Raw genomic sequence first — 17,117 nt, 5'->3', positions numbered from 1 at the left:
AAAAATCTTCCTTAAATAATTATTGACACACGCATTATAGCGTATTTTCATAACATTAAGATACTGTAATTTGTTCCTTTTATCCTATTTTTGCTGTGCGGACTTTTCATGATGATTTTGTTTAAAACTTTATCCCTTTTATTATTTGTAATTTTTTTACAATGATAAACCAGTGGAAACCTCTTTACCTTTCTGACTTGCCTCTCTCTTGACTTGACCATTATGCCTTCATCTGTCATTTCTGATCATCAGAGTCACTTCATATCCATTTCATATCATGTAAAGTGCTTAATTCATGAATAATCTGTCTTGTCCTGCCATTGCTTTTCCGTCTTTTCTTGATCCTGTCATTGTCCAGCTAGGTCCTATAGCTCTCCATTGGTATGGACTTGGTTACGTCGTGGGTATTCTTTTTGCTTGGTGGTATGCACAGAAGTTATTAAACAAAACATCTCTATGGGATAAAAATCATCCTCCTATGGATAAAGAGAAGATTGGAGATTTTGTTGTGTGGTCTGCTATAAGTGTTGTTGTCGGAGGGCGTTTAGGACAAGTCCTTGTATGGGATCCAATTTACTATTTTAATCATCCAAGTGCCATTATCGCCGTATGGGATGGGGGAATGTCCTTTCATGGCGGGCTCATTGGCATTACCATTGCAATGATCTGGTTTGCCCGTAAAAATCATATCAACATACGATCCATGTTTGATATCATTGCTGCAGGGGCTCCTATTGGTATTGGCATTGTACGAATCTGCAACTTTATCAACCAAGAGTTATGGGGCAATATTACCACACATTCTTGGGCTGTTTGTTTTCCTCTTGATCCTTATTATCTACCACGCCATCCAAGCCAACTTTACGAAGCCTTCATGGAGGGATTCCTTCTCTTCATCATTTTATGTCTTTTTATTTTTGTTTTCAAATCATTAAAACGCCCTGGGACTGTAGCAGGAATATTTATTATAGGCTATGCAATAGCACGCAGTATTGCTGAAGTTTACCGTGCACCTCAAGAAGATCCAGAATGGTTTTCGACGCTTTTTCATTCTACTGGTTTTACCTATGGCATGGCTTTATCTCTTCCTATGCTTCTTTTAGGATTTTATCTTCTTCTCTACGCCTTTAAATATAAATCGACAGAAAATGGCCAATCTCAAAGAAAAAATTAAAGAAATTATTGCCCTTAATGGACCAATCACTGTTAGCCGATATATGACGTTAGCACTTAGCGACCCTCAATATGGTTATTATAAAACACAAACACCTTTTGGGCGTGCTGGTGATTTCATTACAGCCCCTGAAGTAAGCCAATTATTCGGAGAGATGATTGGCATTTGGACTCTTGCAAGCTGGAAAGCCCAAGGGTGTCCTAATCCTTTTATTCTTGCTGAAATAGGCCCAGGACGTGGAACTTTGATGGATGACATTTTGCGAACCATCCAAAAACTCTCTATAACAGCATTTAATGCGGCTGAAATTTTTCTGGTTGAAATAAGCCAACAACTTGCAAAAGAACAAAAAAAGCGCCTTTGCTCTTATCAAAAAAAAATCCATCACATTGAAAATTTTAATCAAATTCCTTTAAAACCTCTCTTTCTTATTGCTAATGAATTCCTTGATGCCCTCCCCATAAACCAATATATTAAAGTCAATGGAGAATGGAAAGAACGCTGCATTACTGTCAATCAAGATGGAGATCTTATCTTTATTGCTGCTCCACATAAACTTCCCTCTTCTTGTTTACAAATCCATTGTTCTAAAGTTCCTGATGGAACAATTTTTGAACATGCCCCCTTACGACATCAATTCATGCAACAAATCAGCCAACATTTAATACAAATGTCAGGTTCTGCTTTGCTCATCGACTATGGTGCTTGTGACCTTGCTTTTGGCGATACCCTGCAAGCACTCTCAAAACATCAATTTCGCAATATTTTTGATGCTCCTGGTGAACATGATTTAACATCCCATGTTGATTTTTCTTTTTTAAAAAACATAGCTCTTGAAAAAGGCTGTTTTTCTGAAATCTTAGACCAAAGAGACTTTCTTTTTAAAATGGGAATTTTAGAACGTGCAAAACAGCTTGGAATGGGCAAAAGTACTCCCTTGCAAGAAAAAATCTGCCAAGATATCGAACGGCTCACTGGTCCAGATCAAATGGGCACATTATTTAAAGTTTTACATGTCAGCGATAAAAATATATCGATACCTCCTCAATTTTGATGATCGGCAATTGTGGTAATAAATTCATTATTATTTGGAATATTTATTGACAAAGATGAGTGTCTCCCTCCCCTACTTCTAATAATCCCCATCAAGGAACTTTTATGAAACCTGTCCTTCATCCTATCCTTGCAAAAGATCTTTCTACTTTACGCCTTTATGGAATAAAACATGGATTTTTTACACGTCAAGGTGGTATTTCAAAAAAACTTTATCATAGTCTTAATGTTGGAAAAAGTTCAAATGATCATCCTGACCATATTGCGCACAACCGTCTTTTGATCGCTGATTATTTTGCTATTGAGGCACACAATCTTGTCACAGTTAATCAAATACATTCCTGTAACGTTGTCGTCGTTGATCAAGCAATTGTCGGAGATCTTCCTCAAGCAGATGCTCTTGTTACGACCACCCCAAAACTTGCTATTGGGGTTCTTACAGCAGATTGTGGCCCCATTCTATTTGCTGATCCACAAGCTGGAGTCATCGCTGCAACGCATGCTGGCTGGCGCGGAAGCTTAAATGGAATTATCGAGAAAACACTTGCTGTTATGGAACAACAAGGCGCTAAAAGACAATCAATAACAGCAGTGCTTGGACCTTGTATTGGCCCTTGTCACTATGAAGTAACAGGTGAATTTTACAACCAATTTATTGATTCTCATAGCAAATTTTACAAATACTTTTTAAAAACAGAAAAAGTCAATCATTTTTACTTTAATCTGTGGGCATTTATTATCAATCAACTTAAAGAAGCAGGGGTTAATGCTTCTTGTGTAGAGCTTTGTACCTACCAAGATGAACAGCGTTTTTTTTCTTATCGACGTGCAACACACCGCGATGAGCCTGATTATGGACGGCAAATGTCTGCTATTATGCTGCAATAAAAGATAAATATTTCTTCATTCATAAAAAGATCAAAACAGCAAAGAAATAAGTAAGTTCCTGTGTATTATGGCTCTTTCACAAAACTCTCATCGGCTTCATAAAGTACGAAAACTGTAGCTATTATAAAATAATTACCCCCTTTTTACTATTTGATTATCATGATTTCTAACAAAATAATTATCTGGATATGCCCTGTCCTTTGCCTTAAACATGAGATATTGTTCATTTAAGAACTGTTTTTTATAAACAACTCTAGAAAAAGCCAATCAATATTGAATGAACATTTTAAAATAAAAAAAATCCTCACAACCTCTCCCTCTTTTTACAACAAATATATGTTCCAGAAACCTACAACCAAAAAATAAAATAAATAAATCATTCTCTATCGCACATTCTCATCCGTACCAATTAAATCACATCCTTTGTTTTTTGTTACAATTTCAAGAATTAACTCTACAAAGAACAAAAATTTTGGAAAAAGAGAAAGCACACCGCATAGTTCTTTAATAGTAATCAATAAAATTGTAAGGCTTTTGTAATTGTTTTCTTGCAATTTAGTAAAAAGAAATTAAAAACCGTGTCGCATTCTCACCATGATTATTCAGAGGTCCTACTATGAAACTTTTCTGCGGAAATTCTAATCCACGCCTAGCCGAAGATGTTACAAATTATTTAAATATTCCCCTAGGAAGAGCAACTGTAAAGCGTTTTGCTGATCAAGAAATTTTCGTAGAGTTACATGAAAATGTACGTGGACAAGATGTTTTTGTTTTGCAATCCACATCTTATCCGGCAAATGATCATTTGATGGAACTGCTTATCATGATTGATGCCCTTCGTCGTTCTTCTGCGCGTCGTATTACAGCGGTTATTCCTTATTTTGGCTATGCCCGCCAAGATAGAAAACCTGGACCACGGACTCCTATTTCTGCAAAACTTGTTGCTAACCTCATTACTGAAGCAGGCGCCCATCGGGTTCTAACATTGGATCTTCATGCAGGACAAATTCAAGGTTTTTTCGATATCCCCACAGATAATCTTTATGCTGTTCCTGTCATTGCTCGCGATGTCAAAGTGCATTATTCTCTTGAAAATGTTATTGTTGTTTCACCGGATGTGGGAGGGGTGGTCCGCGCGCGCGCGCTCGCTAAGCGCTTGAACAGTTTACTTGCTATTGTTGATAAACGTCGCGAACGCCCTGGTGAATCAGAAGTTATGAATATTATTGGAGATGTATCGGGAAAAGATTGTCTTTTGCTGGATGATATTGTTGATTCAGGGGGAACTTTATGCAATGCAGCAAGTGCTTTGCTTAAACATGGTGCCAATAGTGTTACAGCCTATATCACCCACGGTGTTCTTTCTGGTAATGCTATTGAGCGCATTACCCATTCAGAAATGAAAGAACTGGTTATTACAGATTCAATTATGCCAACAGGGGCCATTGAGAAAGCCCATAATATTCGCGTTTTGCCCATTGCTGATCTCATTGGAGAAGCAATCGCCAGAACAGCAGCAGAGCAATCCGTTTCCAGCTTATTTGGTTAAAGTGGTTCCTTAGGATCTCCCGGTGCTGTTTCGACACCAAGGTTGGGAAATGCAACAATACGTTGTCCACTAAAATGCGTATGAATAACAATGAGTCCACGCTCTTCGAAATAGGTTAAAAGTCGACGTGCACGGCTTAAAGAATGTGTCCCATAAAGACGGGCCAAAAATGCATCGGATGGGCACGGCTTTCCGCCTAATGCAGCCTGTGCCACATTCAAGAAAACTCCTTGAACATCATCTTCCAAGCTTTCTGATATCTGCAAAATATGTTTCCAATGTTCACTGACAGCGGTTTGTTCATCAACAAAAGCTTGCGCAATAGCCAATTTACGCCGAAATTGTGAAAGATTAAAAGGAACCTTTGACATACCATGGATACGGCAACGAACTGAAAAATCTTGATAAAGTACCGCTGTTGAACGATAAAAAGCCTCAGGATCCTCCAGAATTTCCCGAATAACTTGTTCTGCTTGACTGTCACGCTCAACATCAGAAAGTTCAGGAAATAAGCTTGGGTTTTCTTCCAATATTTCTTGTTTTTTATGCACGACTTCTTCTAACATCTCGTGCATTGATTTTTCTCTCACCGGCTCTCGTGTTTGTTTAAATGGCGTTAAAATTTCCTCTGGTGAAGCCGTAAAAACGAGTTCTTGTACATCTATATCATCCCGCTCTGTTGGAAGTGGCATTAATTTAGGACTAGAAGAGCGTGCCAAAGTTTCAACCGAACCAATGATAATTGGTAAGGGGCGCCGTGATAAAGCAGGGCCTAAAGCAATAAAATGTCCCCGCTCAAGGTCTCTAAATATTTCCGCTTGACGACGCTCCATTCCCAAAAGATCAGCGGCACGCACCATGTCGATATCTAGAAAAGTCCGCCCTATTAAAAAATTTGAAGCTTCAGCAGCAACATTTTTGGCAAGCTTAGCTAAACGTTGTGTTGCAATAACACCAGCAAGCCCCCGTTTCCGTCCTCGACACATAAGATTGGTCATAGCACTCAGAGAAATTTTACGTGCTTCATCAGAAACTTCTCCTGCCGCAGTTGGAGCAAACAATTGTGCTTCATCAACAACAACAAGCATAGGATACCAATAATCACGTTCCACATCAAAAAGTGCTCCAAGAAAAGCCCCCACAGCACGCATCTGTTGTTCAGTATCCAACCCTTCAAGATTAAACACCACCGAAACCCGATGTTGTCGAATGCGATGTGCAATACGCGTTAACTCTAATTCGCTGCGTTGAGCCTCTACAATAACATGACCAAACTTATCTGCCAAAGTTACAAAATCGCCTTCTGGATCAATCACACAATGCTGTACCCACTGAGCACTTTGCTCTAAAAGACGGCGTAAAAGATGTGATTTTCCTGAACCGGAATTTCCTTGTACAAGAAGACGTGTCGCCAATAATTCTTCCAGATCAAGAAGTGCTGGCATCGATTTATGCAAAGCACGACTTTCTGACATCTCACCCAAGGCAATATCAACCTTCATAACATCTCCAGTGTTTAATTTTAAACATATCAGCGCCTATTGGTTGATTCTCCATCCGCACCGCAATTTGTAACATTTCCTCCTTTTTAACGGTAGAAATCATCGATTTTTCCCACAACTCTTGCATCTATGAATAGTTTGAATTATAGAACAGACTTCTGCGTAGACACCCTTGGAGGCAACGCAGAATGGAGCAATTGCTGTTTATCAGTAAATATCTTCATATCCATGCAAAAACTGTTATTGTTTTTGAAGGATCTCCAATCATGTAAATAAGGACTTAAATTATGAGTAAAAGCTACACTCTTAAGGCCGAAAAACGCGAGCGGGTTGGTAAGGGGTCCTCCCGTGAACTTCGCCGCAACGGTCTTATTCCTGCTGTCATTTATGGTGAAAAACAACCTCCTTTGGCAATAACAGTTCCCTATAAGGAAATTTTTTATAAAATTCACGCCGGTGGTTTTCGTACTACTGTTGCAACAATTATCCTAGATAAGCAAAAAATTATGGTCTTGCCAAAAGATTATCAATTAGACCCTGTGCGTGACTTTCCCCTCCATGTCGATTTCTTGCGCATTTCAGCAAAATCGGTTGTGGAAGTCAATATTCCTGTACACTTCCTCAATGAAGATACAGCACCTGGAATTAAAAAGGGTGGTGTCCTCAATATTGTTCGGCACGAAATTGAATGTACAGCTCCAGCAAATGCTATTCCTGAAGCCATTGAAATTGATCTCTCCAGCTACTCTATTGGTGATTCTATTCACATTTCAGCCGTACAACTACCAAAAGATGTGACGCCTATCATTCAAGATCGAGATTTTACCATTGCAACCATTGCAGCTCCTGCTACCTTGGAGATCAGTGATGAAACTCCTGAACAAGAAAATGATGAAGACGATACACAAACTTCATAAAAATCAACAGGCGGGAATATTTCCCGCCTTTATTTATGAGATATTTCCCTCCCTCATACTTTGAATAAAGGTACACATGTGGCTTATTGCTGGTCTTGGCAATCCTAGTTTACAATATCAAAATAACCGCCATAATATCGGTTTTATGGCTGTCGATGCCATTTATCAGTCTTTTCCTTTTTCTCAATGGTCAAAGAAGTTTCAAGCAGAGATCTCCAATGGTTTCATAAATAATGAGAAAGTTTTTCTTATAAAACCGCAAACTTTCATGAATCTTTCTGGTCAAGCTATTGGTGAAGCTTTGCGATTTTATAAATTAGATTTGAAAAATTTAATCGTTATTTATGACGAATTAGATCTGTCTCCGGGAAAAGTTCGTGTAAAAATCGGAGGTGGAAGTAATGGACATAATGGTATTAAGTCTATTGATGCCCATTGTGGCACTGATTATTGTCGTCTACGTATAGGAATTGGTCATCCGAGAAGAAAAGAACTCGTTCATCAACATGTTTTAGGAAATTTTACCAAATCCGATCAAGAATGGTTGTCCCCTCTCTTAGAAGCAATTGCAAAAAATATTGCTCTTCTCATAAAAGGTGATCAATCCTTCTTTATGCATGAAATTTTACAAATAATAAAAAACAAGAATTTACCCTAATCGCTTATTTTCTCTCATCGGTAGAAAATAAGCTCTTTTCTATAGAATTTATATAATGTATTGATTTATAAACACTATTTTTATAAATTGAATAAAAAATCGAATATCATAAGATTTATACAAATCTATTAATCATAGAAAAATCAAGCCCTTTGATTTACACCTTACAAGTTGGAAGACATCATTGATAAAAACTCTCGAAAAGAGAAAGAAAACATCTCTTAATGAATCTTCTCAAAGGAAAAAGCTTTTGACAACATGGGAAGCTGATAAATGGAATAATGATACTTGTATACATTTTTAAAAAAGAGAGGTTTATTCTCTCTTTTGGAAGAAAAAGAAGATTGAACAGCAAACCAAAGCATTCAAGTGGCTTGCTCCAATCTTCTCTCTAAAGTTAATAAAAATCATTTGGTTGAATGGTTGACTGCAGCGGATCGTACCCTTTTGATTGTTGACTGTAAACTCTAGGCGTCCTCTCATTTTTTTGCAAGACTACAACACGCGAACCAATGGGAACACGATCATAAAGATCGATAATATCTTGATTAAGCAAACGAATACATCCGCTTGAAATAGCTTGCCCAATGGACCAAGATTCGTGTGAACCATGAATACGGAAAAGTGTGTCTTTTCCATTTTTGAAAAGATAAAGTGCTCGCGCACCCAATGGATTATCAGGTCCTGGTGGCATTCCTTTCCCCAAATGACCATAACGTTCTGGCTCTCGAGCCATCATGGCTGCAGTAGGAACCCAACTTGGCCACTGACGCTTGCGCTGTACAACCCCCTCTCCTTCAAATGCTAAACCTTCTTTACCCACTCCAATCCCATAGCGTAAAGCTTTTCCATTTTCACCAATAAGGTAAAGAAAACATTCTTGTGTATCAATAACCAATGTTCCAGGGGGATAAGATGTATAATAAATCACTTCTTGTCGCCAAAACTTTGGATCAATTGTCGCAAGATCAATAGCAGGTAACGGATAAGTTTCATTGGTCACAGGACCGTACAAAGCCTGTATTTCTGGTGGAATGTATCGAGCTTGTTGAACAGAAGCCGATGACAGATCTAATTGATGTGTAGCACATCCAGACAAAGCTAAAAGTGCTGCAATTAAAAAGGCACAACGAGATAACACTCTTCTATTTTCTCCGATTCATTGTTTATGCAAATTTGCCTACCATGAAAAACTTAGCACACTATTAACATTAACTCGAAGTTTTCTTAAATTATCTAAGATTAAGAAAAACTTTAAAAGTTAAAAAAGCAGATTATTCATTGCTGTAGACTTTTTTCTCACTTATCGTAATACAAGACTATAACTCTTTTGAAAATATGCTATAAAAACGAAGTTTTATTTTCGTCCATAAAATCAACAGAAAAGAAAGACTCTCATGGGCTTTAAATGCGGTATTGTCGGATTACCTAATGTTGGGAAATCAACTCTTTTTAATGCATTAACAAAAACAGCCACTGCACAGGCTGCTAATTATCCTTTTTGTACTATTGAACCGAATACCGGTGAAGTTGCTGTTCCAGATGTGCGAATGGAAAAAATTGCATCAATTGCTGGTTCGAAAGAATTGATTCCTACACGTATTAACTTTGTTGATATTGCAGGGCTTGTAAGAGGTGCTTCAAAAGGTGAAGGTTTAGGGAACAAATTTTTAGCCAATATTCGCGAAGTCGATGCCATTATCCACGTTTTGCGCTGTTTTCAAGATGACGATATTACCCATGTGGAAGGACGTATTGATCCTATTTCTGATGCCACAACGGTTGAAACTGAACTCATGCTGGCAGATCTGGAAAGTCTAGAGAGACGAATCGTACAAATCCGTAAACGAGCAACTGGAAAAGACAAAGAAGCTCTTACAATTTTACCCGTTATGGAAAAAGCATTAAATATCTTGCAAAAGGGAAATCCTGTCCGGTTATTACTCAAAGATATCTCTTTAGATGAACACCACATTCTGAAGAGTTTAAATCTTTTAACCTCCAAGCCTGTGCTTTATGTTTGCAATGTAAGCGAAAATGATGCTGCTCATGGAAATAACTTTACCCAAACCGTTGAAAAAATGGCAACAAAGCAAAATGCGCAAAGCATTATCATTTCTGCTTCTATCGAAGCGGAAATCACACAATTGAGTGAAGCTGAAGCATCAGAATATCTCGATGCTCTAGGACTCTTTGAACCAAGTTTAAATCGCCTCATTCGCGCTGGTTATCATTTGCTTGATCTTATCACTTACTTCACCTGTGGACCTAAAGAAACACGAGCTTGGACAATTACACGTGGCACAAAAGCTCCCCAAGCCGCCGGCGTTATTCACTCAGATTTTGAGCGCGGCTTCATTCGTGCCCAAACCATCAGCTACAATGATTATATTACTCTAGGGGGAGAAAGCGGCGCAAAAGAGGCAGGCAAAGCCCGTGATGAAGGAAAAGAATACATTGTGCAAGATGGCGATATCATGTTATTTAAACATAATACTTAAATCTTCACTCTTCCTGAATATTTTATCTTGAAGATTTTGTCGTAAGTCGATAGACAATTGTTGTAAGAACTCCTAAACTGCTCGTGAACAAAGAATAGTTGCTATCATATTATGATGATAGCAACCTCTTTATTCATTAAAAAATAGAAAGATAAGGTTAGCGTGCCCAACGACCTTCGTATTTAAATGTTGGAGCATTCTTTAGGGAATCCTTTGTTGCGTTTGTAATAAGTTTCCACTTACCATAATCATTTGTCATCTGTATTGTTTCTGGAGAAACAACCACATAACTCTTCCCTATGCCAAGGAAACCGCCAACAGCAATCACAAACCCCGCAATATTATTTTCACGTAAAATAATATCTTTTACTTCACCAATATTTTCATCTTCTATATTATAAACCTCGGCACCTATAAGGCTGGAAGCAACAAAATCCGTTGCTAATGGTGTCACATAACGTACAGACTTATCGATCGCCACCTGCACAATACCCGTCGAAGAAATCACTTCAGGTTTAGAAGGCATTTCAAAAGACTGAGCATAAGTACTAGAAACCATCAAAATTGACATAAGAGTAGTACATACAGTTTTTTTCATTTTAACATCTCCGTTTTTACTTTGCTTTTACTTTACAAAAGCTCAATGCATCATAAATAGATTTGTTCCTTATACCCTTCATACTCTCTCATCTTTCAAGAACAGTCACTTTATCCTTTTTTCTCTATTCCGTCTTTTGTTTTTTTCTCAAACTCTTCCTCTAAATCACACCAAATACGATTTTTTAAGCTATAAACGAGCCCTGCAAAAATGATTAAAAATAAAATAACACGAAAACCGGTTTTTTTACGAATTTCCATATGAGGATCAGCAGCCCACATCAAAAAAGCAGAAACATCGCGCGCGTAATGTTCAACAGTTTCTGGGGTTCCATCTTCATAAGCAACCTCACCATCACTTAAAGGAGGTGCCATAGTTAAAGCGTTACTGGCAATAAAATAAGGATTATACCAATAACCATCCGCAATTTTTATATTCTTTGGCGCCTCCTGATATCCTGTTAAAAGAGCTGTAATATAATCTGGACCAGCCGTATCATAATGAGTCAATACATCGGTAATTAAAGCAGGAAATGGCAAAGATATGCCTCGTGCACGTGCCATCAATGATAAATCTGGAGGATAAGCACCATTTAAAGCAAATCTTGCTTCTTCTTCACGCAAAAAGGGAGAAGGAAAATAATCCGTTGCACCCCCAGGACGTTTAAAAAATTTTCCTTCTCGATTAGGACCATCGCGCACTTCATATTGTGCCGCCAAAGCTTTAATCTGTTCTTGATCATAGCCAAGAGCCTTTAAATGACGAAAAGACACATATTTTAGCCCATGGCAGCTGGAGCAAACTTGTTTATAAACCTTTAATCCACGTCGCAATTGCGCCTTATCATAGAATCCAAATGGACCTGAAAAACTCCATTCTTGTTTTTTAGGAATCTGTAGAGGAAAAGAAATAAATTCCTCTTCTTGATCGGATCGATCAGAGACATCACTCGCTAAACTCTGAACAGAAAAGTTCATAGCAATAATAACAATCAATCCTACAAAAACATTTACCATAGTCTCTTTTTTTTCTGTTTTAGATCTTGCATAATTGACGATGGAAGAGGAGGACTTTTTTCAAATGCTGGCAAAGTCGGCAGAATAACCAAAAAGAATATAAAATAATAAACCGTAGCCAATTGCGTCCATAAAAGAATTGCGTCACTTATTTCTCTTGACCCCAGCCAACCAAGAAAAACAACATCAAAAACCAACGCCCAAAAGAAAATTTTATAAACAGGCCGATACCTTGCTGAACATATTTTAGAGCGATCTAACCATGGAACAAAAATTAAAACACAAATCGAACTGATGAAGAGAACAAAACCTACAAAAGTTGAAGAAAAAATACCAATATCAAAAGTTATAGCACGCAGTATTGCATAAAAAGGCAAGAAATACCATTCTGGGACCACACGAAGCGGTGCCTTTAAAGGATCGGCCACATTATAATTTTCAGCCTGTCCCATATAATCGGGCATATAAAACAAAAACCAAGCAAAAAAGATCAAAAAAACAGTAATGGCAAAAATATCTTTGATAAGCGCATAGGGTGAAAACGGAACTGTTTCTTTATCTGATTGCACAGCAAGACCCGTTGGATTTCCTTGCCCAACACAGTGGATTGCCCAAATATGAAGCCCCACAAAAAGAAGCAAAACAAAGGATAAAACATAATGGAAAACATAAAAACGATTCAATGTTGGTTGTCCTACACCATAACCACCAAGGAGTATTTCATGCAACCATGTCCCCACCAAAGGGATTGTTTTTAAGAGCCCTGCCATCACCGAAGCTGCTGAAATAGACATCATCCCCCAAACAAGCACATAACCAAAAAATGCGATTGCCATCATGATGATATAAATAAAAATTCCTGTGACCCACACCATTTCTCGCATATTTTTATAAGAACCATAATAAAGTCCGCGTGCCAAATGGATATAAACGGCAATAAAAAAAAACGAAGAGCCTACACTATGCCATGGACGAAAAAGCCAACCAAACTGCCCTTCACGTCGAAATCGTTCACCCGTTTCAAAAGCCAAATGAATATCTGGAACATAATGCAATGACAGGACAAGACCAGTCAAAAGCTGTGATAAAAGCATAATGGTCAAAATACCGCCAAATGTATAAAAGTAATTAAGATTACGCGGAATAGGGAAAATCACAAATGCATTATAAAAAAAACGGGGAAGAGGCAAACGCTTATCCAACCAACGGGAAAGAGCATTTTTAGGACAATAGGGAGGAAACCTTGTCATAACCTTATCCTATTTTGAGCAAAGTATCAGAAAGAAATTGGTAAGGTGGTATAGCTAAATTATAGTTTGCTGGACCTGATCGCACTCTTCCGGCGGTATCATAAACAGACCCGTGACACGGGCACAACCACCCTCCAAATTTACCCGATTTCCCAAGTGTTACACAACCTAGATGCGTACAAAGATTAATGACAATAAGCCAATTTTCACGCCCTTTACCTGCTGAACGTGCAAAATCTGTCGCTTCTTTTTCTCCTCCAAGATTAGGATTGCGGGCTTGACGATCTTTTAGAAGATTTAAATTCGTAGCACGTGCATCAGCAATTTCTTTTGCCGTACGGTTTCGAATAACAACAGGCTGTCCTCGCCATTTTACCGTCACCGACATCCCCTCTTCAATACCTGAAAGATCAACCTCAACGGAAGAGGATGCCAGAACAGCTTCATCTGGACGCAACTGACGAATAAAAGGCCACGCAACCACCCCCATCCCAACGGCTCCTGCAACAGCCGTTACCAAAAACAGAAAATCCCGTCTCGTCTGCTCACCCATTGCCTTAACTTTAAAGAGATACTTTGCTAAACTATTTTTTTATCATACCCTCTTCTATTGTACAATGCTTAGATTACTTCGTTGCCTTCCCCCATGAAAATATCTCCGTCAAACAAACGTACCATTTATACGAGTTATAAAAGAAACTGATTTATAATGATAATTTTTCATTTTAAAGAACAAGTATAATCCCTAAATACCTTTATTTTCTTTTATTTCAAACCTATTCATATTCAATCAATCATCCCCCTTCTCTGATGTGATAAAAATGGAAAGAGTGTGTAAACAAACACTCTTCAAAAATTTGTCTTGTTATCATCAAATCTCAACCAATAAGTTTAAATTTATTGGCTAACTCTTTAATAAACTGATACTATCTCTCCATCTCCCAAACTCAACTCGTTGTAGCATGAGTACTTTTTCTGTTTCCTCTTGATACATAAACAGCATCTTTTGTCGATTTTAACTAGAACGAATGATCCAACCTCTTTAAATATTCTATTAAATATCCTACTTTTTACCATAAATTGAATATCGTACTTTTCACTATAGTGAGCTAATCTATTTTATGGATCGCTCAATCAAAGGAAGTTCATAATAGAAGCTTCTCTCTCATCTCAAAAAAATCTTTGACCGTAACTTTTTTCCTGAAATTTAAAACGTGCATAAAAGCTAAATGCGAAAGCTATATATTTCTCAACTATATTTTTTCGAATAAATTATAGTGCTTCTTTACAAAGTCGAAAAAAAAATCGTACTACAGAGAACATGACACTTCATATTGCTCTTTTCCAACCTGATATTGCTGGTAATACCGGAACGATTTTGCGTCTTAGTGCTTGTTTTGGTTTACATGTACACATTATTGAACCCGCAGGCTTTAATCTGTCGGATCGTAATCTCAAACGTGCAGGATTGGATTATCTCGAATATGCTTCCTTAGAACGACATATTGATTGGCAACATTTTTTAAGCTCCATGAAACACTTTAACCGCCGTATTTTGCTTTTAAGTACAAAAGCAAAAACATGCTATACGCAGATAAGCTACCAGAAAAATGATGTTTTACTTTTTGGTCGTGAATCAGCTGGAGTCCCCGACTATGTTCATGAATCTGCCGATTACACATTGAAAATTCCCATGCAACCACAGGCACGCTCTCTCAATCTTGCTATGAGCGTAGCCATAACAACAGGAGAAGCACTGCGCCAAATTGGTTATTATGAAGGAAACTGTCATCTGTAAAAACATAATCATTCTATCAAAGCTTGAATAGAATGATCAAAATGCATGAACTCTGGTTTTCAAATAAGTAGAAAAAATTCACCTTTCAAGAATTTTATAAATCTTAAAAGCACATACTTTTCAATAATATTCTTGGAATAAAGCCTACAAGCTATCATATAAATAACAGTTAAAGCATATAATATCTGCTATTTTCCAATAATCAAGTGCTGAAAAATAAACAGCGATAAGCTTATAATGCTCAAAAATAAGAAAAAAACTTAACTAAAGTCACTTTATCACAAAGTACAAAACGCCATTGTATTGCTCATTCATACACTTGTTAAAATAAACTTTTCTTAGATCCATCACATCCATTTCGTACCACGCCTATCAATGATATAAATATCCCTCGTGCATAGTCAAAAACCCGTTGAGCATCCTCCTCTCTCATACTTAATAAATATGCAAGTCAGCTTCTTCACAATCTGTGATCGCTCAAAAGTTTTTCCCCTATTTTGAGTTGAGTCATAAGAGGCATTTTTCCTCCCTATAATCGTTTTTTTCACACGACTTCCCCGCTTATGACACATTAAGACTGTCATTGTGATTAATTTAATATGAACAGACTATAAGATAACCTGATATTCGGCACTCTTATTTCATGTGAATAATGACAAATTATTATCAATGAATATGTTAACTTAACAGGTAAAAACTCATGCATTTATAAACAAACAATATTATCAATCAATTTTTTCTAATAATGTATGGCGATCCATTAAAAATCCGCTTTCAACCCATATCATTTCTAGCTCTTTAAGCTTTTTTCCTAAAAGGACACCTTTTGAAAAACCCTTTTTTATTAAATCATTACCATTAATGGGAAAAGTTGGAATTTGCCATTTTTGAGCCAGTTGATAAAGCTTGAGATAATCTTCTCTTTTTTGCACAACATCCTTTTTTTCTAGAGTATAGACATGTGATGCAGCAACAGACAAAGATAATTGATCTAAAACCGGCTGTTTCCCATGAAAATAAAGCAGTTTTTGTACAAAATGATCAGAACAGTTTGGGCTTATTATTTCTAATTCTACCCATTCCTTTAACCGCGTTGTTTCTTTATGGGAAAAACGCAAGCGCTGTGCCATGTCATGAAGACGTATAGAGTCAGGAGGAAGAAGACTTTCTAGTCGTAAAAGTGGATCAACTTTCCAACCAAGCATCTGTTCTGTTTTTACCAATGCGTGAATTGCATCAATGCCCCATTTTTCTGTTTCAGGAAAAATGAGTGACAAAATTCTGCTTTGTCGCATCCATAAAAGAGCACGTGTTGGATCACAAGCCAAAAGAAGCTTTTTCATTTCTGCCCAAATACGCTCAGAAGAAAGTTTTTTTAAACCGTGTTTTAAACGAACACATGCCTTCAATCCTTGCCCATCAGGTCGCCCTGCTCCATACCACGCAAAAAAGCGAAAAAACCGTAGAATACGCAAATAATCTTCGCTAATACGATTTTCTGCAACACCGATAAAACGAACTGTTCGGCTCGCAATATCATTCAAACCTCCCACGTCATCATAAAGGTTGCCATCCGCATCACAATAAAGCGCGTTTATCGTAAAATCCCGCCGTTCAGCATCTTTTTTCCAATCACGACCAAAAGCTACTTTTGCATGACGACCATCCGTCTCAATATCGCTGCGAAGCGTTGTGACCTCATAAGAACATGAATGCGTAACTACTGTTATGGTACCAAAAGCAATCCCTGTAGGAATAGCTTTAAATCCTGCGTTTTCTACACGCGTTATAACTTGTTGCGGCAAGCAGGTTGTCGCAATATCAATATCACTAATAGGCTGACCTAGCAGTTGATTGCGTACCGCTCCCCCTACAATACGCGCCTCTTCCCCCTCTAAAGATAAGATACGAAGAAGTGTTTGGATATCATTTTTTTGTAACCACGCAACCTGTTTGAAGTTCTGCCTTATATTCACCCTTTAACCTTTCAAAAAAGTTGTTTACCTTGTCTTAAAAAACTCTCTTCATAAAATAAAATTTTTAAGACACCCCTTATAAAACGCGCCTATTTTCTCCAAAGAAACTTTTCCCTTTATAGACAAATATGAAAAAAAACGACATATGATGCTTCTTTTCTTCTTATTTTCTGTTACAAACAATAAAATATCCATTATCATACAGAGAAAATTACCATTTTTGCGCCAAACGCCTTA

General features: G+C 37.5%; 15 protein-coding genes. 8 read left to right on the top strand and 7 right to left on the bottom strand.

The window, feature by feature from the left end; genetic code table 11:
* Positions 1–295 precede the first annotated feature (295 nt).
* The 4 genes from lgt to AC6ER9_RS06230 all read left to right on the top strand — a co-directional run bounded on the left by lgt (position 296) and on the right by AC6ER9_RS06230 (position 4,664).
* Entirely contained in the window at positions 296–1,174 is an 879-nt protein-coding gene (gene lgt, locus AC6ER9_RS06245) for a prolipoprotein diacylglyceryl transferase (RefSeq protein WP_497073932.1), read from the top strand.
* The gene (locus tag AC6ER9_RS06240; protein ID WP_497073931.1) at positions 1,149–2,228 is read left to right on the top strand and encodes a class I SAM-dependent methyltransferase; all 1,080 of its coding nucleotides are present in this window, start codon (positions 1,149–1,151) and stop codon (positions 2,226–2,228) included. Before lgt ends, AC6ER9_RS06240 begins: the two co-directional genes overlap by 26 nt.
* Positions 2,229–2,332: 104 nt before the next feature.
* Complete coding sequence (pgeF, locus tag AC6ER9_RS06235) at positions 2,333–3,115, top strand: peptidoglycan editing factor PgeF (protein ID WP_497073930.1); 783 nt, start codon at positions 2,333–2,335, stop codon at positions 3,113–3,115.
* A 616-nt stretch (positions 3,116–3,731) separates the two neighbouring features.
* A complete protein-coding gene (locus tag AC6ER9_RS06230) occupies positions 3,732–4,664 on the top strand; it encodes a ribose-phosphate pyrophosphokinase (protein ID WP_497073929.1) in 933 nt (310 codons plus the stop codon).
* Here AC6ER9_RS06230 and AC6ER9_RS06225 read toward each other — a convergent pair.
* Positions 4,661–6,166 (bottom strand): helicase HerA domain-containing protein, encoded by a 1,506-nt coding sequence (locus AC6ER9_RS06225; RefSeq protein ID WP_497073928.1) that lies wholly within the window; start codon positions 6,164–6,166, stop codon positions 4,661–4,663. The genes AC6ER9_RS06230 and AC6ER9_RS06225 overlap by 4 nt on opposite strands.
* 287 nt (positions 6,167–6,453) lie before the next feature.
* Between AC6ER9_RS06225 and AC6ER9_RS06220 the strand changes: the two genes are divergently transcribed.
* Positions 6,454–7,083, top strand: coding sequence for a 50S ribosomal protein L25/general stress protein Ctc (locus AC6ER9_RS06220; protein ID WP_497073927.1), 630 nt, complete (start codon positions 6,454–6,456; stop codon positions 7,081–7,083).
* 76 nt (positions 7,084–7,159) lie between these two features.
* Entirely contained in the window at positions 7,160–7,741 is a 582-nt protein-coding gene (gene pth, locus AC6ER9_RS06215; RefSeq protein ID WP_497073926.1) for an aminoacyl-tRNA hydrolase, read from the top strand.
* Positions 7,742–8,138: 397 nt separating this feature from the next.
* Here pth and AC6ER9_RS06210 read toward each other — a convergent pair whose 3' ends face one another.
* Positions 8,139–8,882, bottom strand: a complete 744-nt coding sequence (locus tag AC6ER9_RS06210) for a L,D-transpeptidase (RefSeq protein WP_497073925.1) — start codon at positions 8,880–8,882, stop codon at positions 8,139–8,141.
* Positions 8,883–9,138: 256 nt separating this feature from the next.
* On the opposite strand from AC6ER9_RS06210, the gene ychF reads away from it, so the two are divergent.
* Entirely contained in the window at positions 9,139–10,242 is a 1,104-nt protein-coding gene (gene ychF / locus AC6ER9_RS06205; protein WP_497073924.1) for a redox-regulated ATPase YchF, read from the top strand.
* A gap of 157 nt (positions 10,243–10,399) precedes the next feature.
* Here ychF and AC6ER9_RS06200 read toward each other — a convergent pair whose 3' ends face one another.
* From AC6ER9_RS06200 to petA, 4 genes are all read right to left on the bottom strand, one after another.
* The gene (locus tag AC6ER9_RS06200) at positions 10,400–10,840 is read right to left on the bottom strand and encodes a PRC-barrel domain-containing protein (protein ID WP_497073923.1); all 441 of its coding nucleotides are present in this window, start codon (positions 10,838–10,840) and stop codon (positions 10,400–10,402) included.
* 110 nt (positions 10,841–10,950) lie between these two features.
* On the bottom strand, positions 10,951–11,856 hold the full coding sequence (locus AC6ER9_RS06195; protein WP_497073922.1) for a cytochrome c1: 906 nt from the start codon (positions 11,854–11,856) through the stop codon (positions 10,951–10,953).
* Positions 11,850–13,106 carry a cytochrome b gene (locus AC6ER9_RS06190; protein ID WP_497073921.1) on the bottom strand — a complete coding sequence of 419 codons (1,257 nt, stop codon included), beginning with the start codon at positions 13,104–13,106 and terminating at the stop codon, positions 11,850–11,852. The genes AC6ER9_RS06195 and AC6ER9_RS06190 overlap by 7 nt, the downstream gene beginning before the upstream one ends.
* 4 nt (positions 13,107–13,110) lie before the next feature.
* A complete protein-coding gene (petA, locus tag AC6ER9_RS06185) occupies positions 13,111–13,659 on the bottom strand; it encodes a ubiquinol-cytochrome c reductase iron-sulfur subunit (RefSeq protein ID WP_497073920.1) in 549 nt (182 codons plus the stop codon).
* Between the two features lie 768 nt (positions 13,660–14,427).
* On the opposite strand from petA, the gene AC6ER9_RS06180 reads away from it, so the two are divergent.
* Entirely contained in the window at positions 14,428–14,904 is a 477-nt protein-coding gene (locus AC6ER9_RS06180; RefSeq protein WP_497073919.1) for a tRNA (cytidine(34)-2'-O)-methyltransferase, read from the top strand.
* Between the two features lie 725 nt (positions 14,905–15,629).
* Here AC6ER9_RS06180 and AC6ER9_RS06175 read toward each other — a convergent pair.
* Entirely contained in the window at positions 15,630–16,880 is a 1,251-nt protein-coding gene (locus AC6ER9_RS06175; protein WP_497073918.1) for a CCA tRNA nucleotidyltransferase, read from the bottom strand.
* Positions 16,881–17,117: the final 237 nt, after the last annotated feature.

It is taken from the genome of Bartonella sp. SL317, from assembly GCF_059687655.1.
Note: the sequence above shows the minus strand (reverse complement) of the source record. Positions and strands in the feature narration are given on the sequence as shown.

What these genes read in the sequence shown, in the direction of transcription:
- AC6ER9_RS06180 (WP_497073919.1), top strand. Translation starts at nt 14,428, where the DNA reads ATGACACTTCATATTGCTCTTTTCCAACCTGATATTGCTGGTAATACC.
- AC6ER9_RS06225 (WP_497073928.1), bottom strand. Translation starts at nt 6,166, where the DNA reads ATGAAGGTTGATATTGCCTTGGGTGAGATGTCAGAAAGTCGTGCTTTG.
- AC6ER9_RS06230 (WP_497073929.1), top strand. Translation starts at nt 3,732, where the DNA reads ATGAAACTTTTCTGCGGAAATTCTAATCCACGCCTAGCCGAAGATGTT.
- AC6ER9_RS06190 (WP_497073921.1), bottom strand. Translation starts at nt 13,106, where the DNA reads ATGACAAGGTTTCCTCCCTATTGTCCTAAAAATGCTCTTTCCCGTTGG.
- lgt (WP_497073932.1), top strand. Translation starts at nt 296, where the DNA reads ATGAATAATCTGTCTTGTCCTGCCATTGCTTTTCCGTCTTTTCTTGAT.
- ychF (WP_497073924.1), top strand. Translation starts at nt 9,139, where the DNA reads ATGGGCTTTAAATGCGGTATTGTCGGATTACCTAATGTTGGGAAATCA.
- pth (WP_497073926.1), top strand. Translation starts at nt 7,160, where the DNA reads ATGTGGCTTATTGCTGGTCTTGGCAATCCTAGTTTACAATATCAAAAT.
- AC6ER9_RS06220 (WP_497073927.1), top strand. Translation starts at nt 6,454, where the DNA reads ATGAGTAAAAGCTACACTCTTAAGGCCGAAAAACGCGAGCGGGTTGGT.
- petA (WP_497073920.1), bottom strand. Translation starts at nt 13,659, where the DNA reads ATGGGTGAGCAGACGAGACGGGATTTTCTGTTTTTGGTAACGGCTGTT.
- pgeF (WP_497073930.1), top strand. Translation starts at nt 2,333, where the DNA reads ATGAAACCTGTCCTTCATCCTATCCTTGCAAAAGATCTTTCTACTTTA.
- AC6ER9_RS06240 (WP_497073931.1), top strand. Translation starts at nt 1,149, where the DNA reads ATGGCCAATCTCAAAGAAAAAATTAAAGAAATTATTGCCCTTAATGGA.
- AC6ER9_RS06195 (WP_497073922.1), bottom strand. Translation starts at nt 11,856, where the DNA reads ATGGTAAATGTTTTTGTAGGATTGATTGTTATTATTGCTATGAACTTT.
- AC6ER9_RS06200 (WP_497073923.1), bottom strand. Translation starts at nt 10,840, where the DNA reads ATGAAAAAAACTGTATGTACTACTCTTATGTCAATTTTGATGGTTTCT.